The organism is Streptomyces sp. SID8352 (assembly GCF_009862265.1).
Taxonomy (GTDB): Bacteria; Actinomycetota; Actinomycetes; order Streptomycetales; family Streptomycetaceae; genus Streptomyces.
The window spans coordinates 98,831-119,130 of record NZ_WWGX01000006.1 but is presented as its reverse complement, the minus strand read 5'-3'; the positions used below and the strand labels follow the sequence as shown (position 1 = coordinate 119,130).

The 20,300-nt window shown below is 76.4% G+C and carries 14 protein-coding genes and 1 pseudogene; 8 read left to right on the top strand and 7 right to left on the bottom strand.

Going from position 1 to position 20,300, the window contains the following annotated elements; translation table 11 throughout:
- Positions 1-24 precede the first annotated feature (24 nt).
- On the top strand, positions 25-1,779 hold the full coding sequence (locus tag GTY84_RS01645; RefSeq protein WP_237531966.1) for an SDR family oxidoreductase: 1,755 nt from the start codon (positions 25-27) through the stop codon (positions 1,777-1,779).
- 74 nt (positions 1,780-1,853) lie between these two features.
- Positions 1,854-3,230: a deoxyribodipyrimidine photo-lyase gene (locus tag GTY84_RS01640; protein WP_161224194.1), complete on the top strand. Its 1,377-nt coding sequence runs from the start codon at positions 1,854-1,856 to the stop codon at positions 3,228-3,230.
- Between the two features lie 246 nt (positions 3,231-3,476).
- On the opposite strand, the pseudogene GTY84_RS01635 reads toward GTY84_RS01640, so the two are convergent.
- Positions 3,477-3,896 (bottom strand): annotated as a pseudogene (locus GTY84_RS01635) (hypothetical protein); the annotation flags it as partial.
- A gap of 145 nt (positions 3,897-4,041) precedes the next feature.
- Here GTY84_RS01635 and GTY84_RS01630 point away from each other — a divergent pair.
- Together GTY84_RS01630 and GTY84_RS01625 are read left to right on the top strand one after the other, a co-directional pair.
- Entirely contained in the window at positions 4,042-4,854 is an 813-nt protein-coding gene (locus GTY84_RS01630; RefSeq protein WP_161224193.1) for a thioesterase family protein, read from the top strand.
- A 305-nt stretch (positions 4,855-5,159) separates the two neighbouring features.
- On the top strand, positions 5,160-6,653 hold the full coding sequence (locus GTY84_RS01625; protein ID WP_161224192.1) for an aminotransferase class V-fold PLP-dependent enzyme: 1,494 nt from the start codon (positions 5,160-5,162) through the stop codon (positions 6,651-6,653).
- 687 nt (positions 6,654-7,340) lie between these two features.
- Here the strand turns inward: GTY84_RS01625 and GTY84_RS01620 are convergent.
- On the bottom strand, positions 7,341-8,090 hold the full coding sequence (locus GTY84_RS01620) for a class I SAM-dependent methyltransferase (RefSeq protein ID WP_161224191.1): 750 nt from the start codon (positions 8,088-8,090) through the stop codon (positions 7,341-7,343).
- A 219-nt stretch (positions 8,091-8,309) separates the two neighbouring features.
- Here GTY84_RS01620 and GTY84_RS01615 point away from each other — a divergent pair, with 219 nt between their 5' ends.
- On the top strand, positions 8,310-10,373 hold the full coding sequence (locus GTY84_RS01615; RefSeq protein ID WP_161224190.1) for a SpoIIE family protein phosphatase: 2,064 nt from the start codon (positions 8,310-8,312) through the stop codon (positions 10,371-10,373).
- Between the two features lie 114 nt (positions 10,374-10,487).
- On the top strand, positions 10,488-11,261 hold the full coding sequence (locus tag GTY84_RS01610) for a sulfite exporter TauE/SafE family protein (RefSeq protein ID WP_202548975.1): 774 nt from the start codon (positions 10,488-10,490) through the stop codon (positions 11,259-11,261).
- Between the two features lie 116 nt (positions 11,262-11,377).
- Here the strand turns inward: GTY84_RS01610 and GTY84_RS01605 are convergent, their stop codons facing one another.
- The 5 genes from GTY84_RS01605 to GTY84_RS01585 all read right to left on the bottom strand — a co-directional run bounded on the left by GTY84_RS01605 (position 11,378) and on the right by GTY84_RS01585 (position 16,149).
- On the bottom strand, positions 11,378-11,608 hold the full coding sequence (locus tag GTY84_RS01605; RefSeq protein ID WP_345943306.1) for a phosphopantetheine-binding protein: 231 nt from the start codon (positions 11,606-11,608) through the stop codon (positions 11,378-11,380).
- Between the two features lie 5 nt (positions 11,609-11,613).
- A complete protein-coding gene (locus GTY84_RS01600) occupies positions 11,614-12,246 on the bottom strand; it encodes an isochorismatase family protein (protein ID WP_161224188.1) in 633 nt (210 codons plus the stop codon).
- A gap of 14 nt (positions 12,247-12,260) precedes the next feature.
- Positions 12,261-13,961 (bottom strand): (2,3-dihydroxybenzoyl)adenylate synthase, encoded by a 1,701-nt coding sequence (locus GTY84_RS01595; RefSeq protein ID WP_345943305.1) that lies wholly within the window; start codon positions 13,959-13,961, stop codon positions 12,261-12,263.
- Entirely contained in the window at positions 13,958-15,166 is a 1,209-nt protein-coding gene (locus GTY84_RS01590) for an isochorismate synthase (protein WP_161224187.1), read from the bottom strand. Before GTY84_RS01590 ends, GTY84_RS01595 begins: the two co-directional genes overlap by 4 nt.
- Before the next feature lie 95 nt (positions 15,167-15,261).
- A complete protein-coding gene (locus GTY84_RS01585; protein WP_161224186.1) occupies positions 15,262-16,149 on the bottom strand; it encodes a 2,3-dihydro-2,3-dihydroxybenzoate dehydrogenase in 888 nt (295 codons plus the stop codon).
- Positions 16,150-16,271: 122 nt separating this feature from the next.
- Between GTY84_RS01585 and fhuB the strand changes: the two genes are divergently transcribed.
- Together fhuB and fes are read left to right on the top strand one after the other, a co-directional pair.
- Positions 16,272-18,617, top strand: coding sequence for a Fe(3+)-hydroxamate ABC transporter permease FhuB (gene fhuB / locus GTY84_RS01580; RefSeq protein ID WP_237531965.1), 2,346 nt, complete (start codon positions 16,272-16,274; stop codon positions 18,615-18,617).
- A 388-nt stretch (positions 18,618-19,005) separates the two neighbouring features.
- Complete coding sequence (fes, locus tag GTY84_RS01575) at positions 19,006-20,229, top strand: enterochelin esterase (protein WP_161224185.1); 1,224 nt, start codon at positions 19,006-19,008, stop codon at positions 20,227-20,229.
- Positions 20,230-20,300 lie beyond the last annotated feature (71 nt).

The following is a 20,300-nucleotide window of genomic DNA, read 5'->3' as shown; positions in this document are numbered from 1 at the left end:
CCCGGCCGAGGAGAGACGGAGACCATGAGCGACGGACAGGGACCCATCAGCGGCGGCGGATCCGGCGGTACCGGCGGGAGCCGACCGGACGACGGCGCGCCGGAGGCGGAAGGCGGGGGCGGCGCGGGTGCGTCCGGCGTCGGGGGCGGGGGCGCGGGTGGCGGCGGTGGCCGGGCCGCGGAGGGCGGTGACGCCGGAAAGGGGGGCGGCACCGCCGGGGCGTCCGGTGGGGGCGCGGGTCCGGGCCGCGAGGGCGGCGGGGACGGGGCCCTCTGCCTGGTCACCGGTGCCACGGGGTACATCGGCGGCCGGCTGGTGCCGGAGCTGCTGGACGCCGGGCACCGGGTGCGCTGCCTGGCCCGTTCGCCCGGGAAACTGCGCGACCACCCGTGGGCCGACCGGGTCGAGGTGGTGCGGGGCGACGTCCTGGACCCCTCCTCGGTCGCCCGCGCCCTGGAGGGCGTCGAGGTCGCCTACTACCTGGTCCACGCGCTCGGCAGCGGCCGGGACTTCGAGGAGACCGACCGTCGGGCGGCGCGGATCTTCGCCGAGGGGGCCGAGGCGGCGGGGGTGCGCAGGATCGTCTACCTGGGCGGGCTGACCCCGGCGGACGTGCCCGAACGGGAGCTGTCTCCGCACCTGCGGTCCCGCGCGGAGGTGGGCCGCATCCTGCTGGCGGGCGGGGTCCCGGCGACGGTGCTGCGGGCCGCGGTCATCATCGGGTCCGGTTCCGCCTCCTTCGAAATGTTGCGCCATCTCACCGAGCGGCTGCCGGTGATGGTGACCCCGAGCTGGGTCCTCACCCGCATCCAGCCGGTCGCCGTCCGGGACGTGCTGCGGGCCCTGGTCGGCAGCGCGGGGATGCCGGACACGGTCGACCGCACCTTCGACGTCGGCGGCCCCGACGTCCTCACCTACCGGGACATGATGACGCGCTACGCCGCGGTCGCCGGGCTGCCCAGGCGGCTGATCCTGCCGGTGCCGATGCTGACGCCCGGGCTGTCCAGCCACTGGGTGGGTCTGGTGACACCCGTCCCGGCGTCCATCGCCCGCCCGCTCACCGAGTCGCTGCGGTACGAGGTGGTGTGCCACGAGAACGACATCGCCCGCTTCGTACCACCGCCGCCCGGCTACCCGCTGGGCTTCGAGGAGGCGCTCCGGCTGGCCCTGCGCCGGGTGCGCGAGGCCAGGGTGACCACCCGCTGGTCGTCGGCGTCGGTGCCCGGCGCGCCCAGTGATCCGCTGCCCACCGACCCGGACTGGGCGGGCGGCAGCCTCTACACCGACCACCGCACGCTCACCGTCGACGCGCCGCCCGAGGCGCTGTGGCGGGTCGTCGAGGGCATCGGCGGCGACAACGGCTGGTACTCCTTCCCCCTGGCCTGGGCGGTGCGGGGGTGGCTGGACCGGCTGGTCGGCGGGGTCGGCCTGCGGCGGGGCCGACGGGACGCCGCGCGGCTGCGGGCCGGGGACTCGCTGGACTTCTGGCGGGTCGAGGAGATCGTTCCCGGCCGCCTGCTGCGGCTGCGCGCCGAGATGCGGCTGCCGGGACCGGCCTGGCTGGAGATGTACGTGGAGACCGACGGGGAGGGCCGCACGCGGTACCGTCAGCGGGCCCTGTTCCATCCGCGCGGGCTGGCGGGGCACCTGTACTGGTGGAGCGTGTGGCCCTTCCACTCCGTGGTCTTCGGCGGCATGGCCCGCAACATCGCCCGCGCCGCCGCCCGCGAGGCCGGGGCCCCTTCCCCCGCCCCGTCCGGGCCCGCCGGGCACCACTGACCGGGTGGGCCGGGCCGCCGCCGTACGCCCGCCGCCCGGCGGGCCCCTTCCGTCCCCGTCCGCGAGGAGCGTCCATGACCGTGTCGGTCGTCCTGTTCACCCGTGATCTGCGGCTGCACGACCATCCGCCGCTGCGCGCCGCCCTGTCCGGGGCGCGCGGCGTGGTGCCGCTGTTCGTGCGCGACCGGGCCGTCGACGCCGCCGGGTTCGCCGCGCCGAACCGGCTGGCCCATCTCGCCGACTGCCTGCGCGACCTGGACGCCGGGCTGCGCGAACGCGGCGGCGCGCTGGTCCACCGGGTGGGCGACACCGTGGCGGAGGTGTGCGCGGTCGCCGACGAGACCGGCGCCGACGAGGTGCACATGGCGGCCGACGTCAGCGCCCACGCGCACCGCCGGGAGGAGCGGCTGCGGTCCGCGCTGGCCGCGGACGGCCGCCGGCTGCACGTCCACGACGCGGTGACCACGGTGCTGGCCCCGGGCGCCGTCACCCCCGCCGCCTCCGACCACTACGCCGTCTTCACCCCGTACTTCCGGCGCTGGTCGCGGGAGCGGGTGCGGGACGTGCTGGCCGCGCCGCGCGCGGTACCCGTCCCGGAGGGCGTCCGCTCGGCCCCGCTGCCCTCCCGGGACGAGCTGACCGGGCTCTCCCCGGGGCTGCCGGAGGGCGGCGAGACCCCGGCCCGGGCCCGGCTGGCGGCCTGGCTGCGGAGCGGTCTGGACCGGTACGCCGACCGGCACGACGACCTGCCCGGCGACGCGACCTCCCGGCTCTCGCCCGACCTGCACCTCGGTGCCCTCTCCCCCGTCGAGGTGGTCCACCGGGCGCGCCGGGCGGGCGGCGCCGGGGCGGAGGCGTTCGTCCGGCAGATGGCCTGGCGGGACTTCCACCACCAGGTGCTCGCCGCCCGGCCGCACGCCGCCCGGGACGACTACCGCACCCGGCACGACCGCTGGCGCGAGGGGCCCGGGGCACGCCGGGACATCGAGGCGTGGAAGCGGGGCCGCACCGGCTACCCGGTGGTGGACGCGGCGATGCGGCAACTGCGCCACGAGGGGTGGATGCACAACCGGGCGCGGCTGCTGGCCGCGTCGTTCCTGACCAAGACGCTCTACGTGGACTGGCGGGTGGGGGCGCGGCACTTCCTGGAGCTGCTGGTCGACGGGGACGTGGCCGACAACCAGCTCAACTGGCAGTGGGTGGCGGGCACGGGCACCGACACCCGGCCCAACCGGGTCCTCAACCCCACGGCCCAGGCAAGGCGGTTCGACCCGGACGGGGCGTACGTGCGCCGCTGGGTGCCCGAACTGGCCGGGCTCGCCGCGCCGTTCGTCCACGAGCCGTGGAAGCTGCGGGGGAAGGAACGGGCCGCGTACGACGCCTACCCGGAACCGGTGGTGGACCTGGCGGAGGGACTGGACCGCTTCAAGCACGCCCGGGGGCGGGACTGACCGGTCCGTGGGCCCGGCGGCTCAGGCGCCGGGCCCGGCGGACGGACGCTCCCCGGGGCCGTCCGGGGTGCCCGGGACGCCTCGGGCGCCCGGACCGGCGGGGGTGTCCGAGGCGCCCGCCGCGCCGGGACCGGGCGATCCGCCGGGGGCATCGCGGGTGCCGGGGGCTTCGCCGGTGCCACGGGGGCCCGGGTTGTCGCGGGCGCCGGGGGCGTCACGGCTGTGGGGGGCCTCGGGAGTGTCGAGGGACTCGGGGCGGGCGGTGTGGTCGGGGTGGCCACGGGTGCGACGGGCCTCCTTCATCTCCGCCTCGTGCAGGTGGTCCCGGCCGTCCGCGAGGGCCTCCACCGCCGCGCGCTCCAGGTCCTTGAAGACCCGGTAGTAGGTGCGGTCGTAGGCCTCGACGAGCTGGAAGGTCCAGTGCCCGGGGACGACGTCGCGGCCGAGGATCTCCGTCTCGACGCGGTCGGCCCACTCCCCGTGCCCGGCCTCCCGCAGCAGCCGCACCGCGCGGTCCAGCTCCAGATCGGCCGTTCCGGTGAGCTGGTGGAATCCGAAGAGGTGGCCGCGGGCCCGCTCGGTCGTCTCCAGCGCCTTGGAGAGCGAGCCGAGCGCCGCCACGGTCTCGTCGCTGACGCCCTCGGGGCGCCGGTGCGGGTCGTCCATCGGTGCCGGTCCCTTCCGCGATCGTCCTTCAGGGGCCGCCGCGGCGGTACGCGGCGGCGGACCTATCCTGGGCGGCGTGTCCGGGCGGCGCACGGCGACGGTGCCCGGTTTCCCCGTCCCTGTCCTCGTTCCCTGGAGACGCCCGTTGAACGCCAGCACCCCCCGTCCGGACGGCTACTACGAGCGCATCGACGAGTACCGGTACAAGCCCACCGCGCACGCGAGCGGCGCGTGGAGCGCGGACGAGCAGCACTTCAGCCCGCTCGGCGGACTGACCGTCCACGCCATCGAGCGCCATCTCGCCGGACGGGACGGGGGCGGCGCCGGGGACGGCCTGCTGCTGAGCCGGATCGGCTTCGACATCCTGGGGCGCCCGGCCCTCGACGAGACCGAGATACGGGTCGAGACGCTGCGCCCGGGGCGCACCATCGAGCTGCTGGAGGCCACCGTGCTGATCGCCGGCCGTCCGGTGGTGCGGGCGCGGGCCTGGCGGCTGGCCGCCCTGGACACCGCCGCCGTCGCGGGCGGCGGGGACGCCGCGCTGCCCGCCCCCGGGACGCTCGCGCCCTGGGCGATGGACGAGACCTGGCCCGGCGGGTACATCGCCTCGCTGGACGTCCGCCCGGTGGCACCGCCGCGGCCGGGCCGGACCACGGCCTGGATCTCCACGGGGCTCGCCCTGGTCGCCGGGGAGGAATCCGGCCCGCTCGCCTCCTACCTGGCGCTGGTCGACACGGCCAACGGCATCGCGGTCCGCCGCCCGCCCACGGAGTGGATGTTCCCCAACGTCGACCTGACCGTCCACCTGCACCGGCAGCCCCGGGGCGGATGGACGGGCCTGGACACCACCGTGGTCTTCGGGCCCACCGGCCAGGGCATCACCAGCACGGTCCTGCACGATGTCGACGGTCCGGTCGGGCACGCCCAGCAGATGCTCACCGTACGGCCGCTGGGCTGAGCCGGACGCCGGGGCGGGACCGCGCGGGGCGAGCGCGGTGGCGGTGCTCCGCGCGCGGCACGCGGGCACGGTGGTCCGCACGTACGGGGCGGGAGCCGGGCGGGGTCCAGGGGGCCACCACGGGCGCCGGGACCGGGGCCGTCCGGGGCGTGCTTCGCCGGTGCCGGGATCGAGGGGCCCCGGCGCCCGTCGCCCCCGGCGTGGTGCGGCGTGCGTGGCCGAGGGACCGGCGGCCCCCTTGCCGCGCGAACGGCCGTTGATCCATGCTCGTCCCTCCCGCCTCACCCCCCGGGAAGGGACCCCGCATGCCGCTCGATCCCGCCGGTTCCGGCTCCGCCTCCTCCGGTCCGCTGCCGCCGGGGCGGGCCGCCGACGCCCTGCTGGCCGAGCTGCGCGCGCTGCGCGAGGGCGACGCGCCGACCCGGGGCGGCCGTACCTTCGCCTATGTGTACGACGCCGGGCTGCCGGGACTGGACGGCCTGGCGGCGGAGGCGTACGCCGTCCACGCGAGCGTCAACGGGCTGGACCCGACGGTCTTCCCGAGCGTGGCCCGGCTGGAGAACGACGTGGTGGGCGCGGTGGCCGCGGTGCTGGGCACGCCCGGCGTCCAGGGCACCTTCACCAGTGGCGGCACGGAGTCCGTCCTGCTGGCCGTGAAGACGGCCCGGGACCACGCCCGTGCCGGGCGGGGTGTCGACCGGCCGGAGCTGGTGCTGCCCTCGACGGCGCACCCGGCGTTCCACAAGGCGGCGCACTACCTGGGCGTGGACCCGGTGGTGGTGCCGGTCGACCCGGTGACGTTCCGGGCGGACCCGGACGCGGTGGCGGCGGCGCTGACCCCGCGGACCGTCCTGGTGGCGGCCTCGGCCCCGTCGTACGCGCACGGGGTGATGGACCCGGTGGCCGGGATCGCGGCGGTGGCGGCGGAGCGCGGGGTGCTGTGCCACGTGGACGCCTGCATCGGCGGCTGGTACCTGCCGTTCCTGCGGCGCACCGGCCGCCCGGTCGAACCGTTCGACCTGTCGGTGCCGGGGGTGACATCGCTCTCGGTGGACCTGCACAAGTACGGCTACGCGGACAAGGGCGCCTCCGTGGTGCTGTACCGGGACGCGGAGCTGCGCCGCCACCAGTACTTCGCGCACGCCGGGTGGCCGGGATATCCGGTGGTCAACCCCACCGCGCAGGGCACCCGGTCCGCCGGGCTGCTGGCGCAGGCGTGGGCGGTGCTGCGGCACATCGGCGGCGACGGGTACACGGCGCTGGCGGAGCGCGTCGCCGCCGCCGCAGAGCGGCTGGTGCCGGGGCTGCGCGGCACGGAGGGCGTCGAGGTGCTGGGCGAACCTGCCGGGAGTCTGGTCGCGTTCACCGTGACGGGGGCGGACAGCTCCCCGGACCTCGGGCTGGTGCTGCACACGGCGGACGGGATGCGGGAGCGCGGCTGGTACCTCCAGCCGCAGCTCTCCTGCGCGGGGATGCCGCCGAACCTGCATCTGACGCTCACCCCGGCCACCGGCGACCGGGTGGAAGCGCTGCTGGCCGACCTCCGCGCCTCGCTGGCGGCGGCCCGCGCCGCGGAGCCGGTCGCGGTGGATCCCGCGGTGGCCGGGGCGGTGGCGGGCCTGGACCCGGACCGGCTCGGCCCCGAGGACATCGCCGGGGTGCTGGCCCTCGCGGGGATCGGGCCCGGGGCGCCGCCGCCGACCCGGACGGCACCGGTGCTGGCACTGCTGGACGCGCTGCCGGACCGGCTGAAGGAACGGCTGATGACGGAGTTCGTGGGCTCCCTCTTCCGGGTCTGACCCGGAGCCCGGGTCCGGCCCCGTCCTCCGGCAGGGCGGGCCCGCGGCCGGGGCACGCGGCACCGGTGCCTCCAGGTCCACCGCCGCGCCCCGGTCCACCGCGGCCTCCCGGCCGGGCCCGGCGCGGCACCCCGGTGCGCCGCCGGGGCCGGAGGTGGAGGCGGCGCAGGCGGACGCGGCCCCGGCGGACGGGAACAGGCGGGAGGCGGGCGCACGGGCCGACGCCGGGGCGGCGACCCGCGAGCACGGAACCGCCCGGCGCGGCCCTCGCCGACCCACGCGGCCCGGCCAAGGCCCCAGCCGAGGCACCGCCGGAGGGAACGGCGAAGGCCCGCAGGAGGAACAGCACGGCAGGCGATGGCGAACTGGCGTGCCGGGCCGGCCGGGCCCGGCGCGGCACCCCGGTTCTCCGCCGGGGTCGGGGCGGCGGACGCGGCCCCGGCGGACGGTGCACGGGGCACGGGGAACAGGCGGGCGCCGGGCGCACGGGCCGACGCCGGGGCGGCGACCCGCGAGCACGGAACCGCCCGGCGCGCAGGCGCGGGCTCGCGCGCCCCGGCCGAGGGCCGACCCGGCTCGGCCAAGGGCCCGGCGGTGAGCCCGGCCGAGGGCCCGGCGCGGCGGGCGATGGACGGCGGGTGTGCCGGGCACACGGGTCCGGCGGGCTCCGCCCGGCCTCCGTGCCGCCTACGGCGCCGGGACCTCCCCGGCCGGGCGGCGGGCGACGAAGACGAGTTCCCGTCCCGGCCGGTCGGCGGCGTCGCGGACCTCGTCGAGGAGCCAGCCCCCGGTGGCCAGGTCCGCCCCGACCTCCTCCCGGCCGCGGAAGCGCAGGGTGGAGTCGGAGGTCAGCACCGCGCCGTCGGCGGCGAAGACGTAGGTCCACCGGAAGCTCACCAGCGGCCCGTCGACCGCCGTCACCCGCACCCAGCTCTCCACCGCGCCGACGCCGGGGATCTCCGTCACCCGTCGCGTCCGGTCCCGGGTCCACCCCTCCCAGGCCCGCCGGTCCGGGTCACGGGTCTCGAACACCAGGCGTCCGCCCGGCCGCAGCGCGGACCGGACGGCGCTCAGGGTGGCCCGCCAGTCCCCGGGGTCCGTGATCTCCTGGGCGACGTTCGCCGTCATGGTCGCCAGGTCCGCCCCGAGCGGCGGCACCACCGTGGCGTCGCCCAGCAGCCAGCGCACCCGCCCGGCGCCGGGCCTGCCCCGGGCCACGTCGAGGGAGGCCCCGGCGGGGTCGACGCCGGTCACCGCGATGCCCCGGCCGGCCAGCAGGAGCGCCAGCGCGCCGGTGCCGCAGCCGACGTCCAGTACGCGGCGGGCCCCGAACTCCTCGGCCATGGCGACATACGCGTCGAGGTCACCGCGGTCCGGGTCGAGCGCGTCGTGGACGGCTGCGAGCCGCGGATGCCGGAAGCAGTTGTCATCGCCCATGGGGCGACGATAGCGACGGGCCCGCATGGGTTCCCCGGCCGGGAAGGGTCCGCATCTGGATGCCCGCACGATGGTATGGGCGTACTGTCCTGATATGCGTGATGTTCGGTGTGGCCGGTCCGGCCCGGTCCTGCCGGAGCCGCCGGTCCTCGGCCACCGGCGCGGGTCCGGGGCGGGCACCACCCGCCCGGACCCGGCGGCGCGCGGGGTGGGCCGCTGATGGACGACACGCTGGCCGCCGTGGTGCGCGAGGCCGGTGCCTTCGCCGGGCTGCTCTACAGCCTGCCGCCGGGCGGGGACGCCCTGTGGCTGGTGATGATGACGGGCGCCCCGCAGGAGACCGCGGCGCCCTGGCGGCGGATCTCGCTGGACGACCCGATGCCGCTGGCCGTCGCCCTGCGCGAGATGCGCCCGGTCTGGGTCGGTGGCCCGGAGGAGATGGCCCGGCGCTTTCCGCGGCTGGCCCTGGCCCTGCCGTACGACTTCGCCCTGTCGGCGGCCCCGGTGCTCTCCGGGACGGTGCCGCGGGGCGGGCTGGTGCTGCTCTGGCACGGTGCCCGGCCGTCCGGGCTGGACGGGGCGGAGGCCGCCGCCGTCGAGGCGGGCCGCCGCCGCCTGGGCGTGCTGCTCCAGCGGGCCGTGGACCGGGGCGCGCCGCTGCGTCCCTTCGACCGGCCGCGGCGCACGGCGCCCCCGGCCGGGCGGCCCCCGCTGCCCGAAGGGACGGCGGCGGCCTCCGCCTTCGCGGACCGGCTGCCGGGCGGCTCCTGCGCCCTCGATCCGCACGGGCGGGTCGTCTTCGTCACCCGGGACGCCGCCGAGCTGGTCGGCGTCGACCCCGCCGACCTCATGGGCGCCCTGCCCTGGGAACTGCTGCCCTGGATGGCGGTGCCGCAGGTCGAGGACCGCTACCGGGCCGCGCTGATCAGCCGCGAGCCGCAGACCTTCACGGTGCTGCGCCCGCCCGACACCTGGCTCGCCGTCCGCCTCTACCCGGACGCCTCCGGGGTGAGCGTCCGCATCACCCGCGCCGAGCCGTCCGGAGCGGGCCCGGATCCGTCGTCGGTGATCCCTGCGGGCCCCACCCGCGCCACGGTCCTGCACCAGCTGATGCACCTGGCGGCCACCCTCACCGAGGCGGTGGGCGTCCAGGACGTGGTCGAGCAGACCGCCGACCAGCTGCTGCCCGCGCTGGGCGCGCAGGGGCTCGTGCTGATGGGCGCCGAGGACGGGCGGCTGCGCATCCTCGGCCACCGGGGCTACCGGGCCGAACTCATGGAGGAGTACGACGCGATACCCGTCGCCGCGCCGATGCCGGGCGGCAAGGTCCTCGTCACCGGGGTCCCGGACTTCTTCACCGACTTCGCCGAACTGAGCCGCGCCTACCCGGACGCGGTGCACGAGGACGGCATGGCCTCCTGGGCGTTCCTGCCGCTGATCGCCTCCGGCCGCCCCATCGGCTCGCTGGTGCTCGCCTACCGGCGCCCGCAGGTGTTCCCGCCCGGTGAGCGCGCCGCGCTGACCGCGCTGGCCGGTCTCATCGGCCAGGCCCTGGACCGCGCCCGGCTCTACGACGCCAAGCACGACCTCGCCCACCGCCTCCAGGCCGCCCTGCTGCCGCACACCCTGCCCCGGATCCCCGGGCTGCGGTGCGCGGCGCGCTATCTGCCGGCGGCCCGGGGGCTGGGCATCGGGGGCGACTTCTACGACCTGATCCGCATCGGCGCGGAGACGGCCGGGGCGGCCATCGGGGACGTCCAGGGCCACAACGTGGACGCTGCGGCCCTGATGGGCCAGGTGCGCACCGCCGTGCACGCCCACGCCATGGCCGGCGCCTCCCCCGACGACGTGCTGGCCCGCACCAACCGGCTGCTCATGGAGCTGGACCCCGGCCTGTTCACCAGCTGCCTCTACGTCCATCTGGACCTGGCCGGACGCCGGGCCCGCATGGCCACGGCGGGCCATCCGCCGCCCCTGCTGCGGCAGGCCGACGGCCGGACCGAGCTGCTGCCGGTGCCGCCCGGGCTGCTGCTCGGCGTCGAGCCGGACACCCGGTGCCCGGCGCTCGACGTCAGGGTGCCCCCCGGCTCCGTGCTCGCCCTCTACACCGACGGGCTGGTGGAGGCACCCGGGGTCGACATCGACGACGCGACCGCCACCCTGGCGGGGCTGCTGGAGCACGGCGACCCCAAGGACCTCGACGCCATGGCGGACGCCCTCATCCGGCACGCCCCGACCCCGGGCGACGACATCGCGCTGCTCCTCATCAGCCTGGACGGGTGACGGCGGCGCCGGTTCCGGCCCCGCGCCCCGTCGACCGCGGGCCCCCTCTTCGTGCATGATCGGTACGGCCCCTCGACCCCAAGGGCGGGGAGGCGTCTGAACCGAAGTGAGGAGATGGCGTTGTCCATCTGGGAGTCATCGGCGATCTTCGCCGCCGGAGTCGGTGCCGGCACCATCAACACCATCGTCGGGTCGGGAACACTGATCACGTTCCCGGTCCTGCTCTCCACCGGCCTGCCGCCGGTGACGGCGACGGTGTCCAACGCCCTCGGGCTGATACCCGGTTCGGTCAGCGGCGCCATCGGCTACCGGGCCGAGCTGAAGGGGCAGCGCCGGCTCGTGCTGCGCCTGGGGGCGGCGGCGGCCGTCGGCGGACTCGCCGGGGCGACGCTGCTGCTCTCCCTCCCGGCGACGGCCTTCGAGACGATCGTCCCGGTCCTGGTGGCGCTGGCCCTGGTCCTGGTGATCCTCCAGCCGCGCATCTCCCGGGCCGTCCAGGCGCGCCGCGAGCGCCGGGGCACGCCCGCGCGGGCCGACGGCGGTCCGGTGCTGTTCGGCGGGCTGCTGCTGTCCAGTGTGTACGGCGGCTACTTCACCGCGGCCCAGGGGATCATCTACCTGTCCCTCATGGGCATGCTGATGAACGACAGCCTCCAGCGCCTGAACGCCGTGAAGAACGTGCTCGCCGCCATCGTGAACGGCATCGCCGCCGCGTTCTTCCTCTTCGTGGCCGACTTCGACTGGACGGCCGTGCTGCTCATCGCCGTCGGCTCGGCGCTCGGCGGGCAGATAGGGGCGCGGATCGGCCGACGGCTGCCGCCGGCCGCCCTGCGGGCCTTCATCGTGGTCGTCGGCAGCTTCGCCATCGCGCAGTTGCTGCTGCGCTGAGCCCGGACCCGGGCGGCCCGGGCCAGCCGGTGCGACCGGTGCGACCGGTGCGACCGGCCCGGGCCGGGCCGGGCCGGGGTGCCCCCCGTCCGGACCGGGCCGACCGCCGGCCGGGGTCAGCCGGTCGTGCCCAGCAGGGCGGCCCATTCCTCCACGGCCGGCCGCTCGGCGAGGTCGGTGACGGCGACGTCCAGGCCGTGGGCGTCGCGCCAGCGGCCGACCAGGACCATCAGCCGGACGGAGTCCAGGCCGTAGTCGACGAGGTTCTCGTCGTCGGGGATGTCCTCGGGGGACTCCCCCAGCACATCCGCGATGTCGGCGCGCAACTGCTCCAGGGTGAGGGCCACGGTGGTCAGTTCCCTTCGAGAACGGTGTCGGTGGTGGTGACGACGGCGCAGCGGCCGGCCGCCCAGCGGAGCGCCATCGCGTGCTCCTCGGCGGAGAAGTCCGCCACGGCGTCCGCGACGACGAAGGCGCGGATGTCCCGCATCCAGGCGTCGCAGGCCGTCATCAGCACGCCGATGTGGGCGTACACGCCGGTGATGACGAGCTGGTCGCGGCCGAGCGCGGCCAGCCGCTCGGCGAGGTCGGTGCGGACGAAGCCGCTGTACTTCCACTTGGTGACGACCTCGTCCCCGGGGCCGGGCGCCACCGCCTGCGCGATGGCCTCGGCGGCCGGGTCGGCGGGCAGGCCGGACCCCCAGAAGTCCTGTTGCAGTCCCCGCTCCCCGGCGCTCTGGCCGCCGGGCTGGGCGGTGTAGAGGACGGGGACGCCGAGTTCGGCGGCCCGCTCCTTCAGCGCCCGCACGTTGCGGAGGAGTTCGGGGACGGGCGGGGCGTCGGTGTCGTAGGCGGACAGGAAGTACGTCTGGAGGTCGTGCACGAGCAGGACCGCCCGGTCCGGGTCGACCTTCCAGTCGACCCTGTTGGCGGGCAGTGCCGCGGCGGCCGGCATGGGGTACGGGGTGATTCTGGGCAGGGCCATGGTGCGGGGTTTCTTCAGCTCTCGGTGAGGGGGGCGGGGTCGGTTCCGGGTGCCGTCTCGGCGGCGGCCCGGAGTTCCTTCTTGGAGATCTTGCCGACGCCGGTGTGCGGGAACGCGGTGACGAACTCGACCCGGTCGGGCACCTTGTAGGCGGCGAGGCCCCGTTCGCGGACGAACCGCTTGACGGCGACCGGCTTCGGGGCCTCGGCACCGGCCCGCAGGATGACGTAGGCGCAGGTGCGTTCCCCGAGGTAGGGGTCCGGTTCGCCGACGACGTTGGCGTCGTGGACGGCGGGGTGGGCGAGGAGGTGGTTCTCCACCTCCTCGGCGGCGATCTTCTCGCCGCCCCGGTTGATCTGGTCCTTGGCCCGTCCCTCGACGACCAGGTGGCCGGTGGGGGTGAGGCGGACGATGTCCCCGGTGCGGTAGAAGCCGTCCGCGGTGAAGGAGCGGGCGTTGTGCTCGGGCGCCCTCCAGTAGCCGCGGATGGTGTAGGGGCCGCGGGTGAGCAGGTGGCCGGTGGCGCCCACGGGCAGGTCCTCGTCCTCGTCGTCGACGACGCGGATCTCGTCGTCGGGCGAGATGGGCCGTCCCTGGGTGGTGACGACGGTCTCCTCGGGGTCGTCCAGGCGGGTGTAGTTGACCAGCCCCTCCGCCATGCCGAAGACCTGCTGGAGGGTGCAGCCGAGGGCCGGGCGGACCCGGCGGGCCGCCTGCTCGCTGAACTTGGCGCCGCCGACCAGCAGGACCTCCAGGCTGCTGAGGTCGTGGGGGGTGCCGGGGGCGGCCTCGGTCCACACCAGGGCGAGCGGCGGCACCAGTCCGGTGATGGTGACCCGCTCGCGCTCGATGAGCGGGAAGGCCGTCTCGGGGCCGGGTGCGGGGCAGAGCACGACACGGGCGCCCGCGTGGAGCGCGCCGAGGGTGCCGGGCGAGGAGAGCGGGAAGTTGTGGGCGGCGGGCAGGGCGCACAGATAGACGCTGTCCTCGTCCACGGCGCAGATCTCGTTGGATCCGCGCAGCGAGTAGAGGTAGTCGTCGTGGGTGCGGGGGATCAGCTTGGGGATGCCGGTGCTGCCGCCGGAGAGCTGGAGGAAGGCCAGGTCGCCGGGTGCGGGTCCGTCGACGTGGACGGGATCGGTGCTCAGGGCGGCCAGGGGCTCGAACTCGCCCGCGTCCGGTCCGGCGACGAACACGTGGCGCAGCGCGGGGACGTCGGCGCGGACGGCGGCGGCGAGCTTGCGGTAGTCGTAGCCGCCGTGCTCGCCCGCGATGACGTAGGCGGCGGCGCCGGTGAAGTCGCAGAAGTAGCGGATCTCGCTCTCGCGGTGCGCGGGGAGGGCGAAGACCGGCAGGGCACCGATCCGGAACAGGGCGAAGACGACCTCGAAGAACTCGGCGATGTTGGGCAGTTGGACGACCACCCGGTCGCCCCTGCCGATGCCGCGGGCCAGCAGCCCGGCGGCGAGCCGGTCGGCGCGGGAGTCGAGTTCGCCGTAGGTCCAGCGGCGAGTGGTCCCGGGCCCGTCGCCGGGGTCGACGACGGCGACCCGGTCGGGGTGGGCGGCGGCCCGCTCGCGGAGCATGCCGCCGAAGGTCTGCCCCTTCCAGTGGCCCGCGGCGCGGTAGCGCTCGGCGAAGTCGGTGGGCCAGGTGGGGGCGTCGGAGGCGGCCGGGGCGGGGGTGATCGGATCGGGGGTGGTCGGATCGGTCACAGCCGGGCTCCCACGGCGCTCAGGAAGGTGCGGAACTTGGCGGCGGTCTCGGCGGTCTCGGCGGCCGGTTCGGAGGCGGCTACGACCCCCGCACCGGCGTAGAGGCGCAGCGAGGTGGGCTCCGCCTCGGCGCAGCGGATGGTGACGACCCATTCGCCGTCGCCGTCGGCGTCGCCCCAGCCGACCATGCCGGTGAAGAAGCCCCGGTCGAAGGGCTCGGTCTCGCGGATGACACGGCGGGCGAGGGAGGTGGGGGTGCCGCAGACGGCGGGGGTGGGGTGCAGGGCGCAGGCGAGTTCGAGGGCGGAGGTGTCGCGGGTGCGCAGGGTGCCGGTGACGGTGGTGGACAGGTGCCACATGGTGGCGGTGCGCACCAGGGTGGGCCGGTCGGGGACGGTCAGGCCGGTGCAGTGGGGGGCCAGGTTCTCCGCGACGGCGTTGACCACGACGGCGTGTTCGTGCAGGTCCTTGGCGGATTCCAGAAGGGCCGCGGCGCGACGGACGTCCTCGGCCAGATCGGTGCTGCGCGCCACGGAGCCGGCCAGCGGGTTGGCGACCACCCGGTCGCCGTGCCGGGAGACCAGCAGTTCGGGGCTGGCGCCGAGAAGGGTGCGGTCGGGGCCGGTGGGCAGCGCGAAGGTGTAGCCGGAGGGGTCGCGGCGGGCGAGGCGCTGCAGCATCGCGGGGACGTCGAGGGGGCGGGCGGCGTCGACCCGGAGGGTGCGGGCGAGCACGACCTTGCTGAACTCGCCCTGCCACATGCGGTCGACGACGGAGGCGACGGAGGCCGCGTACTGCTCCGGAGCCGGTTCCTGGTGGACCGTCAGTTCGTCCTGGGGCGAGGGGGGTTCGGCGGGCAGGGCGACGAGCGGGTCGGCGATCAGGGGCGGCGCCGTGTGCAGGGTGGCGGGCACGGCGAGGGCGGCCGGGGCGTCCTGGTCGAAGGGTATGGCCCCCAGGACGACCGGTGCGGGGTGTCCGGCCGCGCGGGCGTCCGCGAGGGCGGCGGCGACCCGCTGGTGGGGAGGCCGCCCGTCGTGCGGCACCTCTCTGTGCACGCCCTCGCCCAGCAGGGTACGGGTGGGGGTGCCGAGGAAACGGGACCCCGGGGCATAGGAGTTGAGCAGCCCCGTGGCGACCCCTACGGCGGGGTGGGCCGGCTCTGCGAGGGTGTGGGGTTCGGCGACCTGGGGTGCCGTCGACACGATGGCTCCGTTTCTCCCGTGCCCGCGGTGGGCGGGCGTGCGGGGCGGGTGTGCGGGGGTGGGGACGGGGTGCGCGGATGGCGCGGGACGGACGGTCAGCGGAGGGTCGCGCCGCCGTCGACGTACAGCTCCTGGAGGGTGATGTGCCGCGCCAGGTCGGAGGCGAGGAACACCACGGCGTCGGCGATGTCGGCGGGGTCGGCGATGCGGCCGAGCGGGATGCCGGTGCGGTAGGCGGCGGGATCGCCGTCGACGACCCGGCCGGGGGCGTCGGGGTCCTGCCAGAGGGCGCGCTGCATCGGGGTGTCGGTGGAACCGGGGGCGACCACGTTGCAGCGGACGCCGCTGCGGGCCAACTCCAGGCCGAGGCAACGGGTGTACATGGCGGCGGCGGCCTTGGAAGCGGCATAGGCGCCCATGCGGACGCGGGGTATGCCCGCCGCGTTGGAGCCGACGGTGACGATGCTGCCGCGGCCGCGGGCCGCCATGGCGGGGGCGACGGCACGGGCGGTGTGGAAGACGCCGGTGGTGTTCACGGCGAAGGTGTCCGCCCAGTCCTGGTCGGAGAGTTCGGCGGACGGGCCGGTGCGCAGCACCCCGGCCACGTTGACCAGGATGTCCAGCGGACCGTGCCGGGTGACCGCGGCGTCCACGACACTGCGGACGGCCTCCGCGTCCGTGACGTCCATGGTGTACGCGGTGACGGAACCGGCGGCAGGCTCCCCCGTGTCACCGTCGGGCGGGACGTGTTCGGCGTGTTCGGCGGCGAGCTTCCCGACGCCCTCGGCGTCGCGGTCGGTCGCGGCCACGGTGGCGCCCTCTGCGGCGAGCGCGCGGACGACGGCCGCGCCGATGCCCTGGCCGGCTCCGGTGACCAGGGCCGTGCGCCCGGCCAGCAGGCCGCTCGATCCCGTGGTGCCGGGGCGGCCGGAGGTTCTGGGCCGGGCGGGAAGGGCGGAAGCACCGGATGGGTCCTCGGACATGACTGATCCCCAGTTCATAAGGCTAGCCTAACCTTATCTAGGCAGGCCGACAGCCCGTCCGGCGAATGAACCGGACCCTCTTGTCAGCCTTACCTCTTTTTTGGTTAGGCTAACCTCACTACATGCAGACAGGGCATTCCCAGGTACCGCGACCCGACGCCCAACACGCCGGGAAGTCCGGCACGTTGACGGCGGAGGCCGTTCCGCCCGCACCGCCCCCGGCCTCCGGCGACCCGGCCGACGGCCGCGTGGAGCACCCTTCCCCGCGCCGCCGCACCGGGCTGCTGATCACCGGGTTCACGGCCGTGGTCGTCCTCCTGGCCGGCCTCTCCCTGAGCGTCGGCGCGGGCGAGGTCGGGCCCGGCGGGGCACTGGACTACCTGTTCGATCTGGGCGGCGCCCGCTCCGACAGCCGGCTCTCCCTGGTCATCGGCGATCTGCGGCTGCCGCGCACGCTCACCGCCGTCCTCGTCGGCGCCGCGCTCGGAGTGGCCGGATGCCTGCTCCAGGCGGTCACCCGCAACCCGCTCGCCGAGACCGGGCTGCTCGGCGTCAACGCCGGTGCCTCGCTGGGCGTGGTGGCGGGGATCGCCCTGCTCGGCCTGGATTCCGGTTACGCCTATCTGGTGTGCGCCTTCGTGGGCGCGGTCGCCGCCAGCGGGCTGGTCCTGCTGATCGCCGGACGCGGGGGCGGGGGCTCCCCCATGCGGCTGGTGCTCGCGGGCTCGGCGCTCGGCGCCACCTTCGGCGGGGTCACCAGCGTCATCGTGGTCAACTCGGCGGAGACCTACGACCGGTTCCGCTTCTGGGTGCTGGGCTCCCTCGCCGGGGTCGAGGGCTACGGCGAGCTGGGCCGGCTGCTGCCCGTCCTGCTCATCGGCTTCGCCGTGGCCCTCCTCGTCACCCGGCCGCTGTCCGCGCTCGCCCTCGGCGACGACCTGGCGCGCGGTCTCGGCCACCGCCCCTCCCTCATCCGGACGTCGGTGGCCGTCGCCGTCACCCTGCTCACCGCCGCCGCGGTGGCGCTGGCCGGGCCCATCTCCTTCCTCGGCCTGCTCGCCGGGTTCCTCGCGCGGGCGCTGACCGGCACCGGCCTGGCCGCCCGGATCGTCCTCGCCGGGCTGATCGGCGCCGGAGTGCTGACCCTGTCCGACGTGGCGGCCCGGGTGGTGGCCCGGCCGTTCGAGGCACCGGTGTCGGTGATCGTCGCGCTGATCGGCGCACCGGTCCTGATCGGCATCGTGCGCTCCCGACGACTCGCCTCGATGGGCATGACCGAACCGGCCACCGGCGACGGCCCCCCACGACGCCGTCGGCCGCCGGTCCCGGCCCGGCTCGCCGCGCTCCTCGGCCGCTCCCGCGCCGCCGGAGCCGACACCGACGTCGGCACCGGCACCGATGCCCGCTCCGGCGGACCGCGAAAGCCCGCCCGGGCATCCCTCGCCGGGACGGTCGTCCTGCGGCGCGGCCCCGTCTCCCTGCTGGTGCACCGACGCCCCGCGCTGGCCGCCACCGGCCTCGCCGCGCTGGGGCTGCTCGCGGTGACGCTCTCGGCGTACGCGGGCCAGAGCGACATGGACGTGGGCCGCACCTTCCGGGCGCTGTTCGGACAGGGCGACCGCTTCGACGTCCTGCTGGTGCAGAAGTTCCGGCTCGGCCGGATCGTCGCCGGGCTCGCCGCCGGGGCCGCCCTCGGACTCGCCGGCTGTCTGACCCAGACCCTCGCCCGCAACCGCCTCGCCACCCCGGAACTGCTCGGCGTCAACGACGGTGCCACCGCCGCGGTGCTGCTCTCCGTCAGCGTCACCGGCACCTTCGGCGCCTGGTGGGCCGGGCCGCTCGGCGCGCTGGCCGCCGTGCTGGTCGTCACCACCGTCGCCGGGGGGCTCGGCCAACGCGGCTACCGGGTCCTCGTCGTGGGCCTCGCGATGTCCGCGCTGGCCTCGGCGATCACCCAGGTCATGCTCGCCCGGCGGTCCCTCAGCTCGGCCGGTTCGCTGTACGTGTGGACCTCCGGCAGCCTCAACGGCCGCGGGTACTCGGTGGCGGTGCCGGTACTGATCGGGCTCTGCGTCCTCGTCCCGGCGGCCCTCGCCGTCGCCCGGCACCTGGGGGTGCTGCGCTTCGACGACGCGACCGCCGCCTCCGTGGGGGTGCGCCCGGGCCGGGTGCGGACGGTGTGCATGCTGCTCGCCGTCGCGCTGGCGGGCCTCGCGGTGGGCGTGTGCGGACCGGTGGCCTTCGTCGCCCTGGCCTCGCCGGTGATCGCCTCGCGGCTGGCCGGACCGCTGCGGGTGCCGCTGGTCGGCTCGATGCTGACCGGGGCGGTGCTGGTGGTGACCGCCGACACCGTCGGACGGATCGTCTTCTCCGGCTCCGAACTCCCGGTCGGCGTGGTCACCACCGTCCTCGGCGGCCCCTTCCTGCTCTGGGTGCTGCTCGGACGCTCGGCGGCGACCCGGGTGTGAGCGCGCGGCACGGGCCGGGGCCGGGAGCGGCGCCGCACGGGGTTCCCCGCCCGAGACCCCGCGCACGGCCGCGCACTCGCCGGCGGGCCATCGGATGCGGGGCCGCGCGGGACGGTGCGCCGGGGCCGCGGGTGCCCGCGGCGCGGCTCCGCCGCCGGGCCCCGGAGCCGCACGCCGGGGACGGCGCGGAGCCTGAAGGCCCCGGCCCGGCCCCCGGCGGTGCCGGTGCCCCCCGGGGGCGTCGCGCGGCCCCGCCCAGGACACCGAGCCCTCCGCGCCTCCCCTTCCCCTCCTCCCCCGAGTCTTCCTCCCCTCCCCGTGACCCGAGCCCGGACGACACGACGCCAGACGACACCACCACGGACGACACGACGAAAGGCGGACCCCCGTGACCGCGATCCCCAGCCCCGCGCTGCGTACCCTGCGTGACGGGGTGCGGGCCGGAGTACCGGGCGCCGAGGCGGAGTTCTGGCTGCGCGCCGAACGCCTCGGCACCCCCCTGGTCGAGGCCGACCCCGACGGCGACCCGGCGCACCGCCTGGTCACCTTCCTCTGGCGGGACGACCCCGACCGGCCCTCCACCGACGTCCTGCTCCTCGTGCACACCGTCACCGACCGCGACCGGCACGGCGGGGACCTCACCCGGCACCTGATGCGGCGGGTGGCGGGCACCTCCGTCTGGGCGCTCTCGCACCGGCTGCGCTCCGACCACCGCGCCTCGTACCAGTTCCTCCCCGGACACGGGTCCCGTGCGGAGCTGCTCCGCACCGACCGTTCGTCCTGGCGGTCGGCCCTGGACCGGGCGCTGCCCGACCCGTTGAACGCGGCACCGGTGCTGCCGTCGCTCGGCGCCCGCCGTCCCGCCTCGGTGCTGTCCCTGCCGGAGGCGCCGCCGCAGCCGTACGCCGGGCAGGCCACCGTGCCGCGCGGCAGCAGCACCGAGCACGAGCTGACCGGACGCCGGGTGACCGTGCGGCTGCCGCCCGGTGAGGGCGTGGCGCCGGAGGCGGTGGCCGTGCTGCTGGACGGCGAGATGTGGGGGCCGGTGCTGGACCTCGGCGGCACCCTGGACCGGATGCACGCCGCCGGGGCGCTGCCGCCGACGGCCGCCCTCCTCGTCGACACCATGGGGCGCCGCATGGACGACCTGACGTGCGACGAAGCCTTCACCGACTGGCTGGCGGACACCCTGCTCCCGTGGGCGGCACGGGAGTTCGGCGCTCCGCTGCGGCCGGACCGGACGGTGGTGGCCGGGCAGAGCGCGGGCGGACTGGCGGCGGCCTACGCGGCCCACCGGCGGCCCGAGCGGTTCGGGCTGGCGGTGTCGCAGTCGGGCTCCTTCTGGTGGCCCGAGGACGACCCGGAGCGCGGCCCGGAGTGGCTGACCCGGCAGTACGCCACCGGGGAACGGCGCCCGGTGCGGCTGTGGCTGGAGGTAGGGCTCCAGGAGTGGATGCTGCTCGCGGAGAACCGGCGGCTGCACGACGTCCTGCGCGACCGCGGCTACGACGTGATCTACCGGGAGTTCAACGGCGGCCACGACTACGCCTGTTGGCGCGGCGGTCTGGCCGACGCCCTGGTGGGACTGCTGGGCCCGGACGGAGCCCGGTAAGACCCGGTTCGGAACCCCTGGAACACGGTTCCGGACCACCGGGAACCGGTTCCGGACCGCCACCGAACAGC

Excerpts from the sequence above, each read along its gene's own strand:
- GTY84_RS01645 (WP_237531966.1), top strand. The coding sequence starts at position 25 with ATGAGCGACGGACAGGGACCCATCAGCGGCGGCGGATCCGGCGGTACC.
- GTY84_RS01640 (WP_161224194.1), top strand. The coding sequence starts at position 1,854 with ATGACCGTGTCGGTCGTCCTGTTCACCCGTGATCTGCGGCTGCACGAC.
- GTY84_RS01625 (WP_161224192.1), top strand. The coding sequence starts at position 5,160 with ATGCCGCTCGATCCCGCCGGTTCCGGCTCCGCCTCCTCCGGTCCGCTG.
- GTY84_RS01620 (WP_161224191.1), bottom strand. The coding sequence starts at position 8,090 with ATGGGCGATGACAACTGCTTCCGGCATCCGCGGCTCGCAGCCGTCCAC.
- GTY84_RS01615 (WP_161224190.1), top strand. The coding sequence starts at position 8,310 with ATGGACGACACGCTGGCCGCCGTGGTGCGCGAGGCCGGTGCCTTCGCC.
- GTY84_RS01610 (WP_202548975.1), top strand. The coding sequence starts at position 10,488 with ATGGCGTTGTCCATCTGGGAGTCATCGGCGATCTTCGCCGCCGGAGTC.
- GTY84_RS01600 (WP_161224188.1), bottom strand. The coding sequence starts at position 12,246 with ATGGCCCTGCCCAGAATCACCCCGTACCCCATGCCGGCCGCCGCGGCA.
- GTY84_RS01585 (WP_161224186.1), bottom strand. The coding sequence starts at position 16,149 with ATGTCCGAGGACCCATCCGGTGCTTCCGCCCTTCCCGCCCGGCCCAGA.
- fhuB (WP_237531965.1), top strand. The coding sequence starts at position 16,272 with ATGCAGACAGGGCATTCCCAGGTACCGCGACCCGACGCCCAACACGCC.